Annotated in this window: 21 protein-coding genes and 1 tRNA gene; 12 read left to right on the forward strand and 10 right to left on the reverse strand. The window is 60.6% G+C overall.

What is annotated here, in order from left to right; translation table 11 throughout:
* Positions 1-82: 82 nt before the first annotated feature.
* Both ACS4RR_RS08585 and ACS4RR_RS08590 read right to left on the reverse strand, forming a co-directional pair.
* Complete coding sequence (locus tag ACS4RR_RS08585; RefSeq protein ID WP_222387053.1) at positions 83-646, reverse strand: cytochrome b/b6 domain-containing protein; 564 nt, start codon at positions 644-646, stop codon at positions 83-85.
* Positions 643-918 (reverse strand): PepSY domain-containing protein, encoded by a 276-nt coding sequence (locus tag ACS4RR_RS08590; protein WP_222296498.1) that lies wholly within the window; start codon positions 916-918, stop codon positions 643-645. Before ACS4RR_RS08590 ends, ACS4RR_RS08585 begins: the two co-directional genes overlap by 4 nt.
* Before the next feature lie 130 nt (positions 919-1,048).
* Between ACS4RR_RS08590 and ACS4RR_RS08595 the strand changes: the two genes are divergently transcribed.
* The 5 genes from ACS4RR_RS08595 to ACS4RR_RS08615 all read left to right on the forward strand — a co-directional run bounded on the left by ACS4RR_RS08595 (position 1,049) and on the right by ACS4RR_RS08615 (position 5,331).
* Positions 1,049-1,396 carry a PepSY domain-containing protein gene (locus ACS4RR_RS08595; RefSeq protein ID WP_222296500.1) on the forward strand — a complete coding sequence of 116 codons (348 nt, stop codon included), beginning with the start codon at positions 1,049-1,051 and terminating at the stop codon, positions 1,394-1,396.
* The gene (locus ACS4RR_RS08600) at positions 1,393-2,064 is read left to right on the forward strand and encodes a response regulator transcription factor (protein ID WP_017965669.1); all 672 of its coding nucleotides are present in this window, start codon (positions 1,393-1,395) and stop codon (positions 2,062-2,064) included. Before ACS4RR_RS08595 ends, ACS4RR_RS08600 begins: the two co-directional genes overlap by 4 nt.
* A gap of 110 nt (positions 2,065-2,174) precedes the next feature.
* Complete coding sequence (locus tag ACS4RR_RS08605) at positions 2,175-3,440, forward strand: sensor histidine kinase (protein WP_456189955.1); 1,266 nt, start codon at positions 2,175-2,177, stop codon at positions 3,438-3,440.
* Between the two features lie 231 nt (positions 3,441-3,671).
* The gene (locus ACS4RR_RS08610) at positions 3,672-4,163 is read left to right on the forward strand and encodes a hypothetical protein (protein WP_260109214.1); all 492 of its coding nucleotides are present in this window, start codon (positions 3,672-3,674) and stop codon (positions 4,161-4,163) included.
* On the forward strand, positions 4,144-5,331 hold the full coding sequence (locus tag ACS4RR_RS08615) for an IS481 family transposase (protein WP_456189956.1): 1,188 nt from the start codon (positions 4,144-4,146) through the stop codon (positions 5,329-5,331). Before ACS4RR_RS08610 ends, ACS4RR_RS08615 begins: the two co-directional genes overlap by 20 nt.
* 38 nt (positions 5,332-5,369) lie before the next feature.
* On the opposite strand, the gene ACS4RR_RS08620 is transcribed toward ACS4RR_RS08615, so the two are convergent.
* From ACS4RR_RS08620 to xylF, 4 genes are all read right to left on the reverse strand, one after another.
* Positions 5,370-5,446 (reverse strand) — tRNA-Arg (locus tag ACS4RR_RS08620).
* Positions 5,447-5,652: 206 nt separating this feature from the next.
* Positions 5,653-6,435, reverse strand: coding sequence for an ATP-binding cassette domain-containing protein (locus ACS4RR_RS08625; protein WP_131711977.1), 783 nt, complete (start codon positions 6,433-6,435; stop codon positions 5,653-5,655).
* Positions 6,436-6,449: 14 nt separating this feature from the next.
* Positions 6,450-7,763 carry a sugar ABC transporter permease gene (locus tag ACS4RR_RS08630; RefSeq protein ID WP_260109212.1) on the reverse strand — a complete coding sequence of 438 codons (1,314 nt, stop codon included), beginning with the start codon at positions 7,761-7,763 and terminating at the stop codon, positions 6,450-6,452.
* A gap of 266 nt (positions 7,764-8,029) precedes the next feature.
* Positions 8,030-9,070 (reverse strand): D-xylose ABC transporter substrate-binding protein, encoded by a 1,041-nt coding sequence (xylF, locus tag ACS4RR_RS08635; protein WP_170257241.1) that lies wholly within the window; start codon positions 9,068-9,070, stop codon positions 8,030-8,032.
* Between the two features lie 227 nt (positions 9,071-9,297).
* On the opposite strand from xylF, the gene ACS4RR_RS08640 reads away from it, so the two are divergent.
* The gene (locus ACS4RR_RS08640; protein ID WP_456189957.1) at positions 9,298-10,521 is read left to right on the forward strand and encodes an ROK family transcriptional regulator; all 1,224 of its coding nucleotides are present in this window, start codon (positions 9,298-9,300) and stop codon (positions 10,519-10,521) included.
* Between the two features lie 178 nt (positions 10,522-10,699).
* On the opposite strand, the gene ACS4RR_RS08645 is transcribed toward ACS4RR_RS08640, so the two are convergent.
* The gene (locus tag ACS4RR_RS08645) at positions 10,700-11,638 is read right to left on the reverse strand and encodes an IS110 family RNA-guided transposase (protein WP_260109994.1); all 939 of its coding nucleotides are present in this window, start codon (positions 11,636-11,638) and stop codon (positions 10,700-10,702) included.
* A 410-nt stretch (positions 11,639-12,048) separates the two neighbouring features.
* Positions 12,049-13,041 (reverse strand): inositol 2-dehydrogenase, encoded by a 993-nt coding sequence (gene iolG / locus ACS4RR_RS08650; RefSeq protein ID WP_017965470.1) that lies wholly within the window; start codon positions 13,039-13,041, stop codon positions 12,049-12,051.
* 426 nt (positions 13,042-13,467) lie between these two features.
* Between iolG and ACS4RR_RS08655 the strand changes: the two genes are divergently transcribed.
* Positions 13,468-13,749, forward strand: coding sequence for a hypothetical protein (locus tag ACS4RR_RS08655; RefSeq protein ID WP_260296809.1), 282 nt, complete (start codon positions 13,468-13,470; stop codon positions 13,747-13,749).
* Here ACS4RR_RS08655 and ACS4RR_RS08660 read toward each other — a convergent pair whose 3' ends face one another.
* The gene (locus ACS4RR_RS08660; RefSeq protein ID WP_170257238.1) at positions 13,750-14,220 is read right to left on the reverse strand and encodes a hypothetical protein; all 471 of its coding nucleotides are present in this window, start codon (positions 14,218-14,220) and stop codon (positions 13,750-13,752) included. It abuts the gene before it with no gap.
* A gap of 159 nt (positions 14,221-14,379) precedes the next feature.
* Positions 14,380-15,384 carry a LysR family transcriptional regulator gene (locus ACS4RR_RS08665; protein WP_260296808.1) on the reverse strand — a complete coding sequence of 335 codons (1,005 nt, stop codon included), beginning with the start codon at positions 15,382-15,384 and terminating at the stop codon, positions 14,380-14,382.
* 270 nt (positions 15,385-15,654) lie between these two features.
* On the opposite strand from ACS4RR_RS08665, the gene chvE reads away from it, so the two are divergent.
* The 5 genes from chvE to ACS4RR_RS08690 all read left to right on the forward strand — a co-directional run bounded on the left by chvE (position 15,655) and on the right by ACS4RR_RS08690 (position 22,176).
* Positions 15,655-16,719, forward strand: coding sequence for a multiple monosaccharide ABC transporter substrate-binding protein (chvE, locus tag ACS4RR_RS08670; protein WP_003561803.1), 1,065 nt, complete (start codon positions 15,655-15,657; stop codon positions 16,717-16,719).
* Positions 16,720-16,811: 92 nt separating this feature from the next.
* The gene (gene mmsA / locus ACS4RR_RS08675; RefSeq protein ID WP_164577199.1) at positions 16,812-18,350 is read left to right on the forward strand and encodes a multiple monosaccharide ABC transporter ATP-binding protein; all 1,539 of its coding nucleotides are present in this window, start codon (positions 16,812-16,814) and stop codon (positions 18,348-18,350) included.
* Positions 18,347-19,558 carry a multiple monosaccharide ABC transporter permease gene (gene mmsB / locus ACS4RR_RS08680; protein WP_456189958.1) on the forward strand — a complete coding sequence of 404 codons (1,212 nt, stop codon included), beginning with the start codon at positions 18,347-18,349 and terminating at the stop codon, positions 19,556-19,558. Before mmsA ends, mmsB begins: the two co-directional genes overlap by 4 nt.
* A 119-nt stretch (positions 19,559-19,677) precedes the next feature.
* The gene (gene araD1 / locus ACS4RR_RS08685; protein WP_456189959.1) at positions 19,678-20,673 is read left to right on the forward strand and encodes an AraD1 family protein; all 996 of its coding nucleotides are present in this window, start codon (positions 19,678-19,680) and stop codon (positions 20,671-20,673) included.
* A gap of 69 nt (positions 20,674-20,742) precedes the next feature.
* Positions 20,743-22,176: an aldehyde dehydrogenase family protein gene (locus ACS4RR_RS08690; protein WP_017965463.1), complete on the forward strand. Its 1,434-nt coding sequence runs from the start codon at positions 20,743-20,745 to the stop codon at positions 22,174-22,176.
* Positions 22,177-22,208: the final 32 nt, after the last annotated feature.

Below are 22,208 nucleotides of genomic sequence, written 5' to 3' on the forward strand. Positions count from 1 at the left end.
AGCTCGGCAAATGAGCAACAAGTCCTTAACCCAGGTGTCTTCCATGGCTTCAGGTCCTACTTGGCCGCGACGCCGATCCAGGTCAATCGGCTCGCTTCCTGCCGGTTACCATCGCTCGGACAAGGTTTTCCCTGTGCTCGATGCTTGCCAGGAGGACGCCAGCGATGTGAAGGACGACTAGGCCAAGCGTCAAATTGACCAGCAGTTCATGCGCCACTTCCACCCATTCCACTCCCCAGTAGGCGTCCGTCGTCATCATGTACCCGGTTGTGGCAATGCCCGAGATCGCGAGGAGCAGCGCTAACACCATCGCGCCTCCGGCCGGATTGTGGCCGATGTAGCGCTTCGCGCGCATGGCCAGGCTGTCACGCAAGAAGCCGAGGGTGGTGATCGGATCGTAGATGAAGTTGGAAAAGCGCGCGTGATGGCTGCCGACGAAGCCCCAGATGATCCGCACGAGCAGGAGACCTACGATGGCGTAGCCCGACAGAATATGCGCCTGTTTCCACTCGTCGCCCGTCAGAAAGGAAAACGCGAACAGGCCCACCAGACCCCAGTGGAACATCCGCACGACCGGGTCCCAGACCCTGATCTTTGGCGGCGAGCCAGCGCCCGCCGCATCCATATCCATCCTGCGCATGGTCATTCGCTTTCGTTGCCGACCACTGCGCCGGTTTCGGGGTTGAACAGGGTTTCGACCTTCTTGCCCTTCATATCGACGGCGTAGACCTCGTAGCAACTGCCCTCCACCTTGACCCGGCGCACATCGAGGCCCGCGGCCTTGGCCTTTTCCTTGATGCCGTCCTCGCTCAACCACCTGTCCTTGGAAGCCTGCGTGCAATTCTGACCTTCTTCGGCGCGGGCAACGCCGATCGACGCGGTGGCGAGCAGGAGGGTTGCGAACATGATTTTCTTCATTGGTCTTTCTCCATCATCCCAGGAGCGATTTTGCTCATCTGGTCGGCCTCGAACCTATGAGGCGCGACCTGACGGCGACCTGATCGCGATTGTCAGGTTATTGTCATCTTCGATAGGATATTCTTCGACAATGTACCCGCCCCGCACGCTCGCGTTCGTCTGCCTAGTTCTTCTGTGGCCGTTGCTTCCGATATGGAGCGCACATGCCGACGATTTCCCTGGTCGTTCCCGCGAAGCGGATGACCTGCCGTCGCACGAGGACCTTCCTAAACGGGTGCACGAAGGGAAAATCCTGCCTCTGGCCGTACTGAAGGCGAAAGTCCTCGCCAAGTTGCCCGGCGAATTGATCGATATCAGTGTCGATCGGCATGACGATCGCATAATCTACGAGTTCCGGATTCTGAGGGGCGGCGGTCAGGTCACGGAGGTGGAACTGGACGCCGCGTCAGGCAGGATCGTCGAAATCGAGAACGAATGATGCGCCTATTGCTTGCCGAAGACGACCCGCTCATCGCCCGTGACGTGGCCGCCCAGCTCACCAAGGCCGGTTTCAACGTCGTCCACGAGACCGACGGAGAAGCCACCCTGTTCGCCGGCGAGCATGAAGACTTCGCCGCCGTCGTCCTTGATCTGGGTCTGCCGAAGATCGACGGCCTAACGATCCTCAAAAACTGGCGGGCGAACGGTCGTGACATGCCGGTCATCATCTTGACGGCGCGCGGCAACTGGGAGGAGCGCGTCGAGGGGATCAACGCTGGCGCCGACGACTACCTTGGCAAGCCATTCCGCATCGCGGAGCTTCTCGCCAGATTGCACGCAGTCCTGCGCAGATATTCTGGCCATGCCAGTGCGGTCCTGTCTTCAGGTCCCGTTTCCATCGACCCGCGCCGACGCGCGGTGATGGTCGACGGGATGCCTGTGGATGTCACGCCCATGGAGTACAAATGCCTGTCCGTGCTGATGCAGAACCGCGGTCGCGCGATCTCCCAGCTCGAGCTTACCGAGCAGCTTTACACCCAGGATTTTGAACGGGAGAGCAATTCGGTGGAGGTCCTGATCGGACGGCTGAGAAAGAAGCTTGGAAGGAACGCCATCGTCACGCGCCGAGGCTTCGGGTACCAGATAGCATCGGGCGAGGGGACATGAGGTCGCTTCACGGCCGTTTCATCATCACGTCGCTGATAGCTGTGTCGATCTGCCTTGCCGCTGCATCCGTCGCTCTCGTCCAGATCTTTGCGGACAGCTACAGCAAGCGCGTGCAGAACGAGTTGACCGGACACATAAACCGTCTGGCGGCCGTGATCCGCTTCTTGCCCGGAGGCAGGCTGCAGGTGCCCGAGAACCCTCCTGACAATCGTTTCCTGATACCTTATGGGGGGCTCTACTGGCAGATCGACGATCCTGTGGGGAAGACGGAGGTCCGATCTTCCTCGCTCTTCGACTACGTCCTGGCTCTGCCGCAGGATTCACATCCTGTCGGCATCATGCATCAATATCGTCTCTCCGGGCCGGAGGGGAAGGATGTCCTTGTTCAGGAACGCGTGCTGTCGTTGGTCGCACCGGAGGGCACGAGACCCATTCGCATTGCTGTGGCGGTGAATGCCGACGAGGTCGACAGCGCGCGCCTTGGATTTGCTCTCGACATCCTGCCCTATGTCGCCGTTCTTGCCGCGCTCCTCGTGTTGATGTCGATCGGGCAGCTTTGGATCGGATTGAGACCCCTCGACCGCATTGGCCGTGATCTTGAAGCGGTGCGCGACCGGAGGGCCAGCCGACTGGCGGGGGCCTATCCGCGCGAGGTCCAACCGCTCGTCAATCAACTGAACAAACTTCTGGAAAGCCAGGCCGCGGCGATGGAGAAGGCCAGGGGCAGGGCCAGTGATCTGGCTCACGGGCTGAAGACGCCTCTGACCGTTCTCACAAACAACGCGTACTCGCTTCGAGAGAAGGGCGAGGTGGAGATCGCCGATGAACTCGACCATCTTGCCGAGACTATGCTCTCGCACGTCGAGCACGAGCTCGCCCGTGCCCGTATCACCCCGAGCCCTGATCAACGGAGTGGCGATGCCGACGTCGAGAAGATCATCAACGAGACCGTTCGAATGCTCAGACACACTGATGCAGGCGAACGCCTCGCCTGGAAAATAGACGTTGCCAACGGCTTAAGAGTGCCGGTCGACCCGCACGACTTTCGCGAACTTGTGGGAAACCTGCTCGAGAACGCCTGCAAGTGGGCCAGGAGCAGGATAAATGTCAGCGCGGTTCGACAGAATGGCCATTCCCGCCTCGTAATCGAGGACGACGGCCTAGGCGTGTCGCCAGAGAGATTGCCCGATCTTCCGCATCGGGGTGTCCGTCTCGACCGTTTGAAACCCGGCTCTGGTCTGGGTCTTGCCATCGTGTCGGAGATCGCAGCGGTGTACGATCTTGCGCTCAGCCTGGAAAACCGCGTCGAAGGTGGCTTCCGTGCGGAAGTCGTCTTCCCCGACGTCATCGCCCCCGAAAACTCCATTCAAGAGTAGCGGCGACAACATAACATCTTCCGAGGGGATCGACGCCGTATGTCCGCGTTTGCCGACGCGCGAGTATCCTTCATTAAATTGTGCCGTAACTGCGGCCGCGTGGAAACCAACAGGGAGGGGACAATTACCGAATTCGGTAGCAAATGCATGCACGCAATTAGGTAGCAACTGCCACCAGACTTCGGTCTGCTGAACCCCTAGGATCGGTGTGATCCTAGGGGGTAATTGTGCATGGTCCTTGTTGCAGACGAATTGAAGCGGAAACAGGCCGAGATCCGCTTGAGGATCGAGGAGCTGCGGTTGGAGCTCGCCGCGCTGGAGCAGCAGCAGGCCGCTTTCGTCGTCGTCATCCGGACATACGAGCCGGAATATGATCCTGGCACGGAGCCAAGGGTGTTCCGCCGCCGTAGCAAGCGGGACGGATCGAATACCGACGGCGTTTCCGACCTCTTCAGGGACTTCGACCGCAGAGGCTTCGCTCTGCGCACTCTCCGTGAGGCCGGACGGCCGATAACGACGGTGGAGTGCGCCACGGCCTTCGCGCGCGAAACTGGGCTGGGGGATAACGACGCCGGGCCGGGCAAAATCGGAAACGCCCTTTCGCAGGTTCTCGACCAGCTCGCCAGTGTCCTTCCCGAGAGAAGGGTGACAGTTCATACCGGAGACATGGGTTACACTTTTGGCCTTTGCGAGGAGAGCGAAGGTGCCTTGGCAGGAGTGTAACCTTATGGACGAGCGTCTCAAATTCGTTGCGCGGGTTCTGGATGGCGAGAAGATAGCGGCGCTGTGCCGCGAGTTCGGCATCTCCCGCAAGACCGGCCACAAGATCATCAGCCGCTATAATGCCTGCGGACTGGAAGGACTGACAGATCGCTCGCGACGTCCTTACCGGCACGCCAATCAGCTTCCTTTCCAAATCGAGAAGCTGATTGTGCGTGCCAAGCAGGAGAAGCCGAGCTGGGGCGCACCGAAGATCAGAGAACGACTGGCGCGGCTTTACCCGGACGTGCAAACGCCGGCGATCTCGACCGTGCATGCGGTGCTCGACCGCAACGGCTTGGTCCAGCACCGCAAACGACGGCGCAACAGGGCGCAGGGAACACCACTCTCCCAACCTCGCCAACCCAACGACCTGTGGTGCGCCGATTACAAGGGCGAGTTCATGCTCGCCGACAAGCGCTACTGCTATCCATTGACGATCACTGATTTCGCCAGCCGCTATCTCCTGGCTTGCGAAGCGCTGCACACGACGAAGGAAGCCTACGCCTTCACCGTGTTCGAGAGCGTCTTCAAGGAGTTCGGCCTGCCCAGGGCGATCAGAACCGACAATGGCGTACCCTTCGCCAGCCCCAACGGATTGTTCAATCTGTCGCGGTTGGCGGTCTGGTGGCTCAGGCTCGGCATCGACATCGAGCACATCAAGCCAGGCAATCCGCAGCAGAACGGCCGCCATGAACGCATGCATCTCACACTCAAGCTGGAGACCACCAAGCCGGCCGGCGCCAATTTCCTGCAGCAGCAGGCCCGCTTCGACGACTTCATCGAGGAGTTCAACACCGAGCGGCCCCACCAGGCGCTTGACATGGCTTGCCCGGCAGAGCGCTACAACGCCTCACCACGATCCTATCGCGGCCTGCCGGAGCTCGACTATCCGTTCCACGACCAGACCGTTACCGTCACAACATGCGGCCGCATCTGCTACAAGCGAAAGAAGATCAATCTCAGCCTGGTCTTTGCCGGCCAGGCCATCGGCATCAAACAGGTCGAAGACCATATCTGGCTCGCAAGCTTCATGGATTACGACTTGGGATACTTCGATGACGAGACATGCAGGCTCGAACCGCTGCCGAACCCTTTCGGCGCGAAAGTGTTACCTATGTCTCAGGAATAAACCGTAACCCATGTGTCCAGAACGGACCACAAGTTTGGTGGCGCACCCGACAGGATTCGAACCTGTGACCTTTGGAATCGGAATCCAACACTCTATCCAGCTGAGCTACGGGTGCATGCTTGAGGCGGTTTGAATCGCCTGTCCGATGGGTGGTTCTTAGCCTAGCTTGCGGCTGGCTTCAATCGCGAAATTCTCGGAAATACCGGATGCTTGCGGTTTGACGGGCGTTTTTATCCGCCAGGCTGGGGATAGTTGCATAAAAACTCCGCCGGCCTTGCGGGCGGCGGAGCGTTGTTGTCGTGGGTTGTCACCTTGCGGCAATCAGATCTGCATGGCGCCGGGGCCGGGGATGGCCTTTGTGGGCACCTTGCCGAGGATGATCATGCCGAGCACTTCGTCCTTGGTCACGTCCTCGGTGCGGGCGTGCCCGACGACCTGGCCGTTCTTCATCACCGAGACGCGGTCGGCGAGGTCGAAGACGTCGTGGATGTCGTGGCTGATGAGGAAGATGCCGATACCTTCCTTCTTCAACTGCTTGATCAGCTCGCCGACCTGCGCCGTCTCCTGGGGCCCAAGCGCTGCCGTCGGCTCGTCCATGATCAGGATGCGGGCGTTGAAGAGGATCGCACGGGCGATCGCCACCGATTGCCGCTGGCCGCCCGAAAGCGCCTTCACCGGCTCCTTGAAGCGCTTGAAGTTGGGGTTGAGGCGCCCCATCACTTCGCGGGCGGAGGCTTCCATCGCGACGTCGTCGAGCGTGCCCCAGCGGGTCTTTAGCTCGCGGCCGAGATAGAGGTTGGCGGCGGCGTCGACATTGTCGGCGACGGCGAGCGTCTGGTAGATTGTCTCGATGCCGTATTTCTTGGCATCGCGCGGATTGCGGATGTCGGCCGGCTCGCCATTGATCAGGATCTCGCCGCCATCACGCTTGTAGGCGCCGGAGAGGATCTTGATGAGCGTCGACTTGCCGGCGCCGTTGTGGCCGAGCAATGCCACGACTTCGCCGGGGTAGAGATCGACCGAGGCATTGTCCACGGCATGAATGCCGCCGAAGGAGATCGAGATGTTTTTCAGTTCCACGAGGGGAGTGCGTTGATCAGCCATGTCTGGGGCTCCTCTCACTTGGCACGGGCGCGGTAGACGGTGTCGAGCCAGACCGCCACGACAAGGACGGTGCCGACGACGACGCTCTGCAGCGGCGTGTCGACATGCGCCAGCACCATGCCGGATTGCAGCGACTGCATGACGAGCGCGCCGAGCATGGCGCCGGCGATCGTGCCGGTGCCGCCTGCCAGCGACGTTCCGCCAATGACGGCGGCGGCGATGGTGTAGAGCTCGTCGAGCGTACCCTGCGAGTTCGTAGCGGCATTGAGGCGGGCGGTGGAAATCGCCGCTGCAATGGCCGCGAGAATGCCCATCAGCGCGAAGATGCGCACGGTGACCCAGCGGGTCTTGATACCGGCGAGCTCGGCCGCTTCGGGGTTGCCGCCGATCGCGAAGACATAGCGGCCGAAGCGCAGCCGTGTGGCGATGAAGGTCATGATGATGCCAACGACGATGGCGATCAGCACCGGCACGGCGATGCCGTAGGGGATATCCAGGCCGGTTTCGGGCCAGGGGACATTGTTGGCTTCCGCATAGCGCTTGGCGATGTTGATCGGCCAGTAATAGCTGTTGGCGATCCAGACCGCGCCGAGGATCAACACGCAGCTCAGAATGGCGAGGAAATATTCCGCCCAGATCGGCCGGCGCGGAAAACCGAAGCGGCGGCGCTGATGGCGCGAGCCGATGATGCTGGCAATGACGAAGAGGCAGGCGGCGATACCGACGATCCAGCTCCAGGTGGCGCCGATCGAGCCTTCCGCGCCGCCGCCCATGATGCGGAAGGTCTGGTCCATCGGGGCAACCGTCTGGCCGCTGGTGACGAGCCAGGTCGCGCCGCGCCAGACGAGCAGGCCGCCGAGTGTCACGATGAAGGAGGGAACATTCAAGAAGGCGATGATCATGCCCTGGAAGGTGCCGATCAGGCCGCCGGCGATCAGGCCGACGAGCAGCGTGATCATCCAGGTGAAGGGGCTGTCGAAGCCGATATATTCCGGCAGGATCTTTGCCTGCGTCACGCCCATGATCATGCCGCAGAGGCCGAGCACGGAACCGACCGACAGGTCGATATTGCGGGTGACGATGATCAGCACCATGCCCGTCGTCATCACCGCGATGTCGGTCGTCTGGACCGAGAGGTTCCAGAGATTGCGCGGGGTCAGGAAGAGGCCGCCGGTGATGATGTGGAAACCGATCCAGATGATGATGAGCGCGCCGATCATGCCGAGCAGACGCGTGTCGATCTCGGTGGCGCGGAAGAAGCGGGTCACCGGACTGGCTTCCGCCGCTCGCGGTCCGCTTGATGTTGTGGATTTTACCATTTCGGCCATGGGTTTGCCGTTCCCCCATTTTGTTTGGACGGACGCGCCGGAGTGCTAGAGGCTGCCATCGGCGTCATGCGTCTGTTCTTCAACTCACCATCGCGATGCTTCCGGAAACCGGTGGCGTGGCGTCGCGACACCCTTCCGGCAGGGAGTGAAAACCCGCGATGGTGCGGCGAGGCGGAGAAAACTTCGTCGTTGGAATTCTCATCCGCATCCGGCGCCGCAACGGTGTTCCGCTGCGGCGCCGGCAATTCCAGTTTACAAGCCCTGACTTACTTGCAGGCAGCGACGCTGTCGGCCTTGACGCCCTGGCACGCTTCCGCCTTGGAGATCCAGCCGGCGTCGATGACGACGTTCAGGTTTTCCTTGGTGATCGCAAGCGGCTTCAGGAAGACAGACTGCATTTCGACGCCCTTGGGACCGCCCTTGAAAGCCTGGGCGCCGTCGATCTTGCTCATGTCCTTGCCGCCGGCGAGGTCGAGAGCGACTTCGGCGGCGCGCTTGCCGAGTTCGCGGCTGTCCTTCCAGACGGAAACCGTCTGCGTGCCGAGAGCTATGCGGTTGAGGGCTGCCTTGTCACCGTCCTGGCCGGAAACCGGAACGGAGCCGGCGAGGCCCTGTGCGTCGAGAGCAGCGATCGCGCCACCGGCGGTGCCGTCATTCGAGGCGACGACGGCGTCAACCTTGTTGTTGTTGGCGGTCAGGAACTGCTCCATGTTGCGCTGAGCGTTCTCCGGCAGCCAGCCGTCGGTATAGGCCTCGCCGACATTCTTGATCTTGCCGGCGTCGATGGCGGCCTTCAGGACTTCCTGCTGGCCCGAGAACAGGAAGTCGGCGTTCGGATCGGAAGACGAACCCTTGATGAAGACGTAATTGCCTTCCGGCTTGGCCTTGAAAACGCCCTCAGCCTGCAGGCGGCCGACTTCTTTGTTGTCGAAGGTGATATAGAAAGCAGCCGGGTTTTCGATCAGGCGGTCGTAGCCGACGACGGGGATGCCTTCAGCGGCGGCCTTTTCGATCGCTGGGCCGATGGCGTCGGAGTCCTGGGCGAGAATGATCAGCGCGTTGGCGCCCTGCGAGATCAGCGATTCGACGTCGGTAAGCTGCTTTGCGGCAGAAGATTGCGCGTCAGCGGAAATATACTTGGCGCCCTTGGCTTCGAGAGCCTTCTTGATGGCGGCTTCGTCCGTCTTCCAGCGTTCTTCCTGGAAATTCGACCAGGAAACACCGACGACGAGGTCGGCAGCCATGGCAGCGGTATGCACGGAAACGAGGATGGCAGCACCTGCCATCAATTTCAAAATAGACTTCATAATGTCCTCCCGAGTGGATTGCGACCGGCCCAGCCCATGCTTCCTCCGGCCACCGCGAATAGCTGTCGAGAAAGGTTCGGATTTTTTTCTCGACAGTCGAGAAATTTAGTGTCAGAGATTTTTTCAACTGTCAACACTGCACTGCCAGCTTAATTTCCTTGCGAAACATCGGCTGGAGATGCAGTGGAAACCAAGGGAAGAGCAAGCAGGAGGAGAGGGCGGCATTCATGCTGACCAAGTCGAGCACGGAGCTGGTCCGGCAGAGAAACAGCGTGCTCGTGCTGTCCGTGCTGCGTCGCCACGGTGCGCTCGCGCATACCGAAATCTCCGATTCCACCGGGCTGTCATCGGCCACCATTTCGGCGATCACCACTGAGCTGGAAAAAGCCCAGATCATCGAAAAATCAGAACAGCAGCCGGCAAGCGGCCGCGGCCGGCCGCGCGTGCTGCTGCGCCAGCGGCGCGATTGCGGCTATCTCATCGTCGTCATCATCTCCTCGGATGCGGTGCAATATTCGCTGGTCGATTATGCCGGCAAGCTGATCGATCGCTTCAGCGAGGAACGTTCGCATGATCCGGCGGGTGCCGTGCGCTTCGTCGCGGCGGTGCGGGCCGGGCTTTTGCGCATTCTCGATCGCTCGAAGATCAGCCAAGAAAAGGTGCTGCTGATCTCGATCAGCAGCAAGGGGCTGGTCAATTCCACCGAGCCGGTTCTCGTCTGGTCGCCGATCTTCGGCAGCGACCAGATCGATTTCGAATCGGCACTCCGGCCGGAATGGCAGGCCAAGGTGATCCTCGACAACGAGACGCTGCTGGTCGCAGCCGCGCTCGGCGCGCGTGAGGAGATGGTAAAGGGCGCTGATTTCCGCTCGCTCGCAGCCCTTTCGCTTGGCCACAGCGTCGGTCTCGGCATCGTGAGGCGCGGGAACCAGACAGGCCAGGAGATATCGGCGCCCAATTTCGGGCACATGCTGCACATGGCGAATGGTGGGCTCTGCCGCTGCGGCACGCGCGGTTGCATCGAGGCCTATGCCGGTTTCTACGCGATCCTACGCAGCGCCTTCGAGGTGCCGCTCGATACGATTCCGGCAAAGTTCGTGCCGGTGGCGGAACTCGACAAGATCGCCGCAAAGGCGCGCCAGGGCCACCGCGTCTCCGCCTTCGCCTTTCGCCAGGCGGGGCTGGCGCTCGGCAACGGCCTGTCGCGCATGCTGAGCCTAACGGAGCGCATGCCGATCGCCATCACCGGGCCGGGCACGCGTTATTACGACCTGCTTCGGCAAGGGATAGAAGAGGGGCTGGGGCAGTCGCATATCGTGCGCATGGAAGGCATGCCCGAGATCAGGGTAGTGGCCGACGAGCAGATCCTCGTCTTCGAAGGACATTTGAACCGGGCGCTGTCGGTGATCGACGAGGATATCGTGCTGTCAGGGGTCCAGGGGGCGGCTTGACGGGGGTTCCGCGGGCGCTCGGACGCTGCCCCTCACCCTAACCCTCTCCCCGTAAACGGGGCGAGGGGACGTGCCCTGCGAGAGGTGTGCTGGGAACGGAGAGGTCGCGGCCTATCCCCTTCGCCCCGCCTGCGGGGAGAAGGTGGCCCGAGGGCCGGATGAGCGACTATCTGGGTTGTCAAGTTGCGCATTCGAATTCTCTTCGCGCATCCCGTGCTTTTGCATTGAGAATGACCAGCAGTTTTCGGGCGAGCGCAATGCGGATAACCATTTTTGGCTTGCCAGCGCTCTGCAACCTTTGCCTGAAGGCAGCCAAATGCGGATCGTACCTGGCCGCGGTGGCGGCGACCAGGAACAGGATGCCACGCGGTCCGGAGCGCCCGCCGCGCACCGGCCGGGGTCCGCTGCGTTTGCCGCTATCGTTGGCAATCGGCGCCAGGCCGGCCAGTTTGACGATCGCCTTGTTGGAGATTCGGCCGATTTCGGGCAGTTCGGCCATCAGCCGGGCAACGGTACGGTCCGCCACCCCCTTGATCGAGCGAAAGGCTTGGTTGAGGCAGGCCCAGAGCGGATCGTCGTCGATCATCGAGGCAATCTCGCCCTCAAGGGTGCGGCTCTGGCGCACCAGAAGCGCGATCACTTCGTCGAGGCTTGCCACACTCTGCTGATCGCGGGCAGCACTGCGGCGCTGCCTCTGGACGGTCAGATCGCTGGTGACCTGAGACAGCCGCGTCATCAGCGCCGACAGCCGCAGCTGCGCGGCTTTCGGCGGCGGCAGGGCAGACAGCCGCCTGGCCTCGGCATAATGGGCGATCATCGCCGCATCGATCCGGTCGGTCTTTTCCAGAAAGCCCATGGCCTCGGCAAAGCGGCGCACATGGCGCGGATTGGCAAGCGCGCAGGCGATCCCCAACTCCCACAACAGCAGGAAGGCCGAACGCTCGTAGCCGCCCGACGCCTCCATGACGACGAGCTCGACACCCTGCTCCCGGCAGAGCGCAGCCAGCGCGCCGATGCCGGCCGCATCGTTGCTGAAACGCTCAAAAACCCCGGACGGGCGGATAAACGCATCCAGCCAGTCCTTCGAAACATCCACTCCACATATAACTCTGTTCACGGTAACCTGCCTTGTGCGTGCGGTTGAAGCCAAGCGACTATTCGGTCGTACGTGACGATGACGAAGATCCCAGGCTCATCCACGGTTGTAACCGGAGGGGGAAACGGGCGACTTCGTCACGCCTCTGGCTGGGTGGCCACCCAGCCAGAGGCTCAATCGCTTCCATCGCACATAAAATCTAACATGCAGATACAAGGGGCTGGTCTCGTCGATTTCCTCGGGTCGGGAGGTCGCGTGACATTAAAATCATGCTCATGTCTCGATCCGCAGGAAACGTCTGAAACCAAACAGAATTAACGTCATCGGCTCAGCCGGACAACTGTAGCACAAGGCCGATGATGCCACCAAAGCGAAATGGCCGGGCGTGCGCCCGGCCATCTCATGCATGGCGTCCGGCCGGGAGAGGGCCGTCAGCCGATCTTGATGAGCTTGCCTTCCTTGACGGACTGAACCGCGGCATCGGCGAGTGCCAGCGCTGCGAGACCGTCGGCGCCGGAAGGCGAGATCTTCGAACCCTTCTCGATCGCGGCGATGAAGCTGGCGATCTCGTTGGCATAGGCTTCGGTATAGCGGGTCATGAAGAAATCGTGCAGCGGCGGGCGGGTATAGCCGTCGCCGTTTGCGACTTCGATGGAGACCGGGCGCTGGTTTTCGGCCGAGACCAGGCCCTTGGAGCCATGTGCTTCGATGCGCTGGTCGTAGCCATAGGTGGCGCGGCGGGAGTTGGATATGACGGCCTGCTTGCCGGATTTCGTCTGCAGGATCACCGAGACGCTGTCATAGTCACCGGCTTCGCCGATCGCCTTGTCGACGAGAACTGCAGCGGTCGCGAAAACCGACACCGGTTCTTCGCCGAGCAGGAAGCGGGCCATGTCGAAGTCATGGATCGTCATGTCGCGGAAGATACCGCCGGAGCGTTTGATATAGTCGACCGGCGGGGCGCCGGGGTCGCGCGAGGTGATCGTCACCATCTCGACATCGCCGATCTTGCCTTCGTCGATGACTTTGCGCACCGCCATGAAATGCGGGTCGAAACGGCGGTTGAAGCCGACCATCAGCTTGGCGCCGGTCTCTTCCACTACCTTGATGCAGGCCTTGACGCGGGCAACGTCGAGATCGATCGGCTTTTCGCAGAAGATCGCCTTGCCGGCGCGGGCGAAACGCTCGATCAGGTCGGCATGTGTATCCGTCGGCGTGCAGATGACGACGGCGTCTATATCCTTGGCTGCCTCGATCGCGTCGATGGTGCGGACCTCGCAGCCATAGGCGGAGGCGATTGCTTCGGCAGTCTGCGGAAAGGCGTCTGCGACCGCGACGAGCGTCGCATTGGCGTCGCCGCTGACGGCTTTTGCATGGACCTTGCCAATGCGGCCGGCGCCGAGAAGACCAAATCTCACTGTCATTTTAACCTCCCTTGAATTCGGAACAAATAAACCGAATTGTCAAAATTCTGGAATTTTCATTCCATCTTCTGTGAACCACGTCAAGCCCGCGGATCTTTCACATTTGCAAGATTCGAACCAGAGCCTGTCCCAGTCGGATTGAAGTATTCTGCCGGAGCAGATTTTGGTCAGTGCGGAGCCGGTCGCCTCTGATCCTGGCGGAAAGATGCCCGGCCCTTCAGCCAAGAGAATACTTTAATCTGACCAGGAAAGGCCCTAGAACAGAATGATTTTAGGCCGGTCGGCCTAAAATCTGAATCCTGTCCTGCATTATATAGTTAGAGCATGACGTCGTCCGAAAACCGCTTACACTTTTCGGCATCATGCTCTAGAGACAATCGCGGCACGGGCCGACGGCCGTGCGACAAATGCGACCGCGGGGCAGGAATGAAACTCATCGATCCGAATCATCCGGCATATCGGCGCCTCTGGGTGCGGATTGCCATCGTTGCCGTCTGCTTCGGCTGGGCCGTGGTCGAACTTGTCACCGGCGATCCGTTCTGGGCGGTGCTGGCCGGCGGGGCAGGCGCCTATTCCTTCTATATGCTGTTCTGGACCTTCAATCCGCAGCCTCCTGCCATCGAGCGGCCCGTACAGCCTGACGCCGAGGACGAAGGCGAACCCGCGGCGGCCGCTGAAAAACTTTCGAAGGACGGGCAGGCGGAATAGTCAGCGGCTCAACCGCCGCAGCGCTTCGTCGATCAGCAGATTGGCCAGCATCATGCGCTTCGTCGCATTGTCACGGAAGGGCAATTCTACGCCATCGGGATGATTGGCGCGCGCGAAGGCGCGGCGCTTCTCGCGGAGTGTCAGCAGCGTATCGGCGGCGGAGATCGCCAGTTCTTCAGCAACCTCCTGCGGAGTCGTGCGCACGAGATGATCCGGCATGATGGGCTCGGGTGGAGGCGCAGGCGCCGGTTTCTCCACGACCCCAGCGACAGCATCGAGTTCCAGATTATCGAAATAGGCCTGGCCGACGCGCTGCGAGGCGACTGAGACGCCCGCCATCACATCGAAGGCAAGCCCGGTGCCGAGACCGGAGACACGATGGGCCGCCGGGGCTTCGGCGTCTTCGGTCGTCTCATCCTCCGCCATCAGCCGCTCGAGGACTGATTGAAATACCGACTGTCCGAACAGCATCCCGCCTTCCTTGAGAGCATCTCCGTTTTTCTTCGAATCACGGAAATGCTCTATCTTTTTGTTCGCGCAATTCCGGACGTAAAACCGCTGCACAGTTTTGCTGGAATTGCTCCAGGCGCACTAAAAGAGAGCAAGATGGCGCAGGGCTTGCGGCTGTCGTCAGCCGGCCTGCTTGTGACTCTCCTGGAGGATGATGTCGTAGAGCAGCCGCGCACTCGGCGGCAGCGCCCGTTCCCTGGCTGTGATCATGCTGTAAGGTTTGACGTTGATGTCGAAATCGATCGGCAGCATGCGCACATCAGAGGCATTCGAGCCCTGGCTGGCAAGGAACTGGGCGACGTCGACGGCAACGGGAGCGATCGCATCGGTTTCGCAGATGATGGCACAGGTCAGAAGCAGCGAGGAGGTGTTGACGATGTTTTCGGGCAGCGCCACGCCACGCGACAGGAAAACGTCCTCGATCGTGCGGCGCAGCAGCGTGCCCGGCGGCTGGAACACCCAGTCGTAATCCCTGACGTCGGAGAGGCTGCTCGTCTTCTGCTTCATGAGCGGATGGCGGCTGCGCACGATCAGGCAAGCCCGTTCGATGCCGATCTCGGTCACCTCGAACAGGCGCGGGTTGAGATCATCGGGAATGCGGCCGATGACGAAGTCGTGGCGGGCGGCGAGTAGCTCGCGGGCAAGCACGTTGCTCGTCTCCACCTGGATGTTGATCTCGATGCCTGGATAGGCTTTGCGCACCTTGTTGATTGCCGGCACGACAAGGCTCATGGCCGGCGCCGTCACCGCGCCGATGAAGACCGACCCGCCCTTGCCGCTTTTCAGTTCGCCGATCTCGCGGCTCGCCTCGCGCAGCTCCAGAAGGATCTTCCGAGCCCTTCGGGCAAGCGCTGCGCCGAAGGTCGTCAGCACGACGCCGCGGGCCACGCGCTCATAGAGCGACGTCTTGGTGATCGATTCCATTTCGGACAACATGCGCGATGCGGCGGGCTGCGAAATGTTCAGGACTTCCGCAGCTGCGGAAATCTGTCCACTATCTTCGATTGCGACGATCATGCGCAGGTGATTCAGCTTAAGTCCTGCACGCAAAAGGCCGTCATCGCCGAAATTATCGCTGTGGATATCGACGTGATCCATCAAAAATGGCTCAGAAATAATCGCCATGGTTGCAGCCTCCTCGCTGCGCTCCATCAAAAGTAATACTTTTTAACGATATACCAAAATTGTTATGCACGTTAGCACTTATTCTATTTGACAGTTATAGGAATCCATACCAGTTTGCCGCCGTGTGCTGGTTGGCACTCAACACGTGTGAGATCGTGGAGGAGACCTACTTCGTTTCTCACCATCTGAAGTAACTATCCAATACGGAACCTGCCACAGTTTCGGGGCGGGCGATTTTTCGTCCGCTGCTTATTAACAAGGGAGAGAGAAATGAAATCCATTATCTCATTGATGGCCGCGGCTGCCTTCGGCGTCGCTTCGTTCGTTGCACCGGCTCTTGCCGCGGATAAGGGCACCGTCGGCATCGCAATGCCGACCAAGGCTTCTGCCCGCTGGATCGACGACGGCAACAACATCGTCAAGCAGCTGCAGGCTGCCGGTTACGGCACTGACCTGCAGTATGGCGACGACGACATTCCGAACCAGCTTTCGCAGATCGAAAACATGGTCACCAAGGGTGCCAAGGTTCTCGTCATCGCTTCGATCGACGGCACGACGCTTTCCGACGTCCTCCAGAAGGCACACGACGCCGGCATCAAGGTCATCGCTTATGACCGGCTGATCCGCGATTCGGGCAACGTCGACTACTACGCCACTTTCGACAACTTCCAGGTCGGCGTTCTGCAGGCTGGCTCCATCGTTGACGGCCTCGGCCTCAAGGATGGCAAGGGCCCGTTCAACATCGAACTGTTCGGCGGCTCGCCGGACGACAACAACGCCTTCTTCTTCTATGATGGCGCAATGTCCGTCCTGCAGCCCTACATCGACAGCGGCAAGCTCGTCGTGAAGTCCGGCCAGACCGGCATGGACAAGGTCGGCACACTGCGTTGGGATCCGGCAACGGCCCAGGCCCGCATGGACAACCTGCTCTCGGCCAACTACACCGACGCCAAGGTCGATGCCGTCCTGTCGCCTTACGACGGTCTGTCCATCGGTATCATCTCCTCGCTGAAGGGCGTTGGTTACGGTACCGCGGCTCAGCCGCTCCCGATCGTCACCGGTCAGGACGCTGAAATCCCGTCGGTCAAGTCGATCATCGCTGGCGAACAGCACTCGACGATCTTCAAGGACACCCGCGAACTCGCCAAGGTCACTGTTGCCATGGTCGACGCCGTCATGTCTGGCAAGGAGCCTGAGGTCAACGACACGAAGACCTACGACAACGGCGTCAAGGTCGTTCCGTCCTATCTGCTGAAGCCGGTTGCCGTCGACAAGACCAACTATAAGCAGATCCTCGTCGACAGCGGTTACTACTCTGAAGACAAGCTGAAGTAATGAGAAGGACCGGAACCCGCGCTTGCGGGTTCCGGTCTTCGATTTTATGATCGCCCAGCCGCTTGACGGCTGTCGGCGCTGGAACTTTGACTATGGACAATACCATCCTCGAAATGCGGAGCATCACCAAGACGTTCCCGGGCGTCAAGGCGCTGGAGAATGTGAACCTCAAGGTTCGCCAGGGTGAAATCCACGCATTGGTGGGCGAAAACGGGGCCGGCAAATCGACCCTGATGAAAGTGCTATCAGGCGTCTATCCCACAGGAAGCTATGAAGGCGACATCGTCTACGAAGGCGAGACGCGCAACTTCAAGGTCCTGAAGGACTCAGAAGAAATCGGCATCGTCATCATTCACCAGGAACTGGCGCTCGTGCCGTTGCTGTCGATCGGCGAAAATATCTTCCTCGGCAACGAGAATGCCAAGAGCGGCGTCATCAGCTGGGACGAGACATTCAACCGCACGAAGCAGCTGCTGAAGAAAGTAGGCCTGTCCGAATCTCCGAACACACTGGTGACCGACATCGGCGTCGGCAAGCAGCAGCTCGTCGAGATCGCCAAGGCGCTGTCGAAGAGCGTCAAGCTGCTCATCCTGGACGAGCCGACCGCTTCGCTCAATGAACGCGATTCCGACGCGCTGCTCACTCTGCTCATGGAGTTCCGCAAGCAGGGCATCACTTCGATCATCATTTCCCATAAGCTGAACGAGATCCGCAAGGTCGCCGACCAGATCACGGTCCTGCGCGACGGCATGACGGTCAAGACGCTCGACTGTCACGCGGACGAGATCAGCGAAGACATCATCATTCGTAACATGGTCGGTCGCGATCTCGAGGACCGCTATCCTCCGCGTTCGGTGCCGATCGGCGAAACCATTCTCGAAGTCAAGAACTGGAACGCCTATCATCAGCAGCACCGCGACCGTCAGGTCCTGCACAATATCAACATCACAGTCCGCAAGGGCGAAGTCGTTGGTATCGCTGGTCTGATGGGGGCGGGGCGCACCGAATTCGCCATGAGCCTGTTCGGCAAGGCCTATGGCCACAAGGTTTCGGGCGAGGCGCTGATGCACGGCAAGCCGGTCGACGTCAGCACCGTGCGCAAGGCGATTGACGCAGGTCTCGCCTACGTTACCGAAGACCGCAAGCAACTCGGCCTCGTCCTCAACGACACGATCCTGCACAACACGACGCTCGTCAATTTGAAGGCGGTGTCGAATGCGTCCGTTATCGACAGCGTCAAGGAATCCAGGGTTGCGACCGACTATCGGTCGAAGTTGCGCATCCGTTCCTCCAGCATCTTCCAGGAGGCGGTCAATCTTTCCGGTGGCAACCAGCAGAAGGTGGTGCTGTCGAAGTGGCTGTTCTCCGATCCGGATATTTTGATCCTCGACGAGCCGACGCGCGGCATCGATGTTGGCGCAAAATATGAAATTTATACTATCATCAACCAGCTTGCCGCCGATGGAAAGGGCGTTCTGATGATCTCGTCGGAAATGCCCGAACTGCTCGGAACGTGTGACCGCATCTACGTGATGAACGAAGGACGCATCGTCGCAGAACTGCCGAAGGGAGAAGCAAGCCAGGAAACCATCATGCGCGCTATCATGCGCTCAGGGGAGAAGAAACAATGACGCCGATCAATCAACCCATCGCTGAGCAGGGGCGTGTCGTCTCGGTCGGAGACTACGTTCGCGGCAACATCCGCGAATACGGCATGTTTATCGCCCTCATCGCGATCATGGTGTTCTTCCAGTTCTCGACCGGTGGCGTTCTCTTCAGGCCGCTCAACCTGACAAACATCATTCTGCAGAACTCGTTCATCGTCATCATGGCGCTCGGCATGCTGCTGGTGATCGTCGCTGGCCATATCGATCTTTCCGTCGGCTCGGTCGTCGGCTTCATCGGCGCCATCGCCGGCGTGATGACGGTGCAATGGCACACCAATTATGTCCTGGCAGGTATTATCTGCCTTGCCATGGGCGCGCTTGTCGGCGGCGTCCAGGGCTATTTCGTCGCTTATCACAAGATCCCGTCCTTCATCGTCACACTGGCCGGCATGCTGGTCTTCCGCGGCCTGACGCTGTTCGTGATGACGGCATCGGGGACCGGCACCAGCATCGGTCCTTTCCCGCCGGCTTTCCAGTTGATCAGCATCGGCTTCCTGCCGAACGCTTTCGATATGGGCGGCATCAACTCGACCTCGATCATTCTGACCGTTGTCGGCGCCGTAACCCTCTTCTACCTGGCATGGCGCAAACGTCTATCGAATGAAAAGCATGGCAATGACGTCGAGCCGCTGGGCTTTTTCCTCGTCCAGAACGCCCTCGTCACCTTCGCCATTCTGGTGCTCGGTTACCAGCTGTCGATCTATCGCGGCTTCCCGAATGTGCTGATGGTCATGCTTGTTCTGGTGGCTGCCTATGCCTTCATTACCCGCCGCACGACGATCGGCCGCCGCATCTACGCCATGGGCGGCAATGAGAAGGCGACGAAACTTTCCGGTATCAACACCGAGCGGCTGACCTTCCTGACGTTCGCAAACATGGGCCTGCTTGCCGGACTGGCCGGACTGATCGTTGCCCTGCGTCTCAACTCGGCAACGGCCAAGGGCGGCTTCGGTCTTGAACTCGACGTGATCGCGGCCTGCTTCATCGGCGGCGCATCCGCCCAGGGCGGCGTCGGCAAGGTGACAGGCGCTGTTATCGGCGCCCTGATCATGGGCATCATGAACAACGGCATGTCGATCCACGGTCTCGGCACCGATCTGCAGCAGATGGTCAAAGGCGCGGTGCTCCTCGCCGCCGTGTTCTTCGACGTCTACAATAAGAACAAGGGCTGAGCGCTTCCTAAGCGCCAGCCAGGCATTCGCAGTCCTATGAATGATGGATTCCGGCTCCTGATGGGGCCGGACAGGCGGAGCTTTTTCCTGTCTTCGCCGAAACGAGAAGGATCGAAGACGTGCTTATTTCACAGATCAAGGGTGCAAACGGAGAGATCGTCGTTGCCGTTCGCGAGCCGGGCGGCGCTGCCAAGTCGGTCAAAAACGCCGTCAGCGTCTATGCGCTGGCGATCGAGGCCGCAGACGGCGGCAAGTCCCTTGCCTCAGTCATCGAGGCGCATGGCTATGGCGACGCCGTCCATCTTGAAAAGGCCTATGCGGAAGGCCGCTTCTTGCCGCCGATCACCCATCCCGACGCCGCCCATCTGCATCTGACCGGCACCGGCCTGACGCATTTGGGATCGGCGGCAACGCGCGATTCCATGCACAAGAAGACCACGGAAGCCGCTGAGGAAACACTGACGGACTCGATGAAGATGTTCAAGATGGGCCTTGAGAACGGCAAGCCGAAGGCCGGCGAAAAGGGCGTCCAGCCTGAATGGTTCTACAAGGGTAACGGCTATGGAGCCGCAGCCCCCGGCGCGCCGCTGGTTTCGCCTTCCTTCGCGCTCGATGGCGGCGAAGAGCCTGAAATGGCCGGCATCTACGTGATCGCCAAGGACGGCTCGCCCTTCCGTATCGGCTTTGCGCTGTCGAACGAATTTTCCGATCACGTCACCGAGCGGATCAACTATCTCTATCTCGCCCATTCGAAGCTGCGTCCGGCAAGCTTCGGCCCGGAAATCCGCGTCGGCGCGGCCCCGGAAGATATTCGCGGCACCTCGCGCATCAAGCGCGGTGACAAGGTGATTTTCGAAAAGCCGTTCCTGTCCGGTGAGGCGAACATGTCGCACACCTTCGCCAATCTGGAATACCACCATTTTAAATATGGCCTCTTCCGTGTTCCGGGCGATGTTCACGTCCATATGTTTGGTACGGCGACCCTTTCCTTTGCCGACGGCGTCAAGACCGAAGAGGGCGATGTGTTCGAGATCGAAGTCGCCGAATTCGGCTTGGCGCTCCGCAATCCGCTTGAGGTGGCCGCCGAGGAAGAGATCGCCGTCAGGCAGCTCTGATTTGAAGACCCGGCCGCATTCGGCGGTCGGATCTATGCTCGTAAACGGTAGAGGAGGCTTGTTGAGCCCATGACCATTTATCAAAACCTGATCGCCGGCGAATGGGTCGGCTCGAACGCGACGAAGAACATCAACCCGTCGGATACGAACGAGATCGTCGGCCTCTATGCCGACGGCAGCGCTGATGACACGAGAAACGCCATTGCCGCCGCCAAGGCCGCCTTCCCGGCCTGGTCGCGCTCCGGCATCTGGGAGCGCCACGTCATCCTGAAGAAGGCCGGCGACGAGATCATGGCGCGCAAAGACGAGCTCGGTGCGTTGCTTGCCCGCGAAGAAGGCAAGACGCTGCCGGAGGCGACCGGCGAGGTGATCCGCGCTTCGCAAATCTTCGAATTCTTTGCCGGCGAGGCACTGCGGTTGGCCGGCGAGGTTCTCCCGTCGGTTCGTCCGAATATCGGCATCGAGATCACCCGCGAGGCTCTCGGCGTCATCGGCATCATCACGCCGTGGAATTTCCCGATCGCCATTCCCGCCTGGAAGATCGCGCCGGCGCTCTGCTACGGCAACACCGTCGTCTTCAAGCCGGCCGAACTGGTGCCCGCCTGTTCCTGGGCGATCGTCGACATCCTGCACCGCGCCGGCCTGCCGAAGGGCGTGCTGAACCTCGTCATGGGCAAGGGCTCGGTGGTCGGTCAGGCCATGCTCGAAAGCCCCGACGTTCACGGCATCACCTTCACCGGTTCCACCGGCACCGGCAGACGTGTCGCCGCCGCCTCCATCGAGCATAACCGCAAGTTCCAGCTGGAAATGGGCGGCAAGAACCCGATGGTCGTGCTCGACGATGCCGATCTCAACGTCGCCGTCGAGGCGGCCGCCAATTCCGGCTTCTTCTCGACCGGCCAACGCTGCACCGCCTCTTCGCGGCTGATCGTCACCGAAGGCATTCACGACAAGTTCGTCGCAGCACTCACCGACAAGCTGAAGACGCTGGTCGTCGACAACGCCCTGAAGGCCGGCACTCATATCGGCCCTGTCGTCGATGAGCGGCAGTTGAAGACCGATACCGACTATATCGATATCGGCAAGTCGGAAGGCGCCAAACTCGCCTTCGGCGGCGAGGTGATCTCGCGCGACACGCCCGGCTTCTACCTGCAGCCGACGCTGTTCACCGAGGCGACCAACCAGATGCGGATTTCGCGCGAGGAGATCTTCGGGCCTGTGGTCTCGGTGATCCGGGCGAAGGATTACGACGAGGCGCTTGCCATTGCTAACGATACGCCGTTCGGCCTTTCGGCCGGCATCGCCACAACCAGCCTGAAACATGCGACGCACTTCAAGCGCAATTCCGAGGCCGGCATGGTGATGGTGAACCTGCCGACGGCAGGCGTCGATTTCCACGTGCCGTTCGGCGGCCGCAAGGGTTCGTCCTACGGTCCGCGCGAGCAGGGCAAGTACGCCGCCGAATTCTACACAACCGTCAAGACCGCCTACACCCTGGCTTGAGACAAGTGCGATAACCCGGGCCGTACGAGGCG

Origin of the sequence: Rhizobium zaerense (assembly GCF_051810725.1) — a bacterium.
Lineage (GTDB): Bacteria > Pseudomonadota > Alphaproteobacteria > Rhizobiales > Rhizobiaceae > Rhizobium > Rhizobium leguminosarum_I.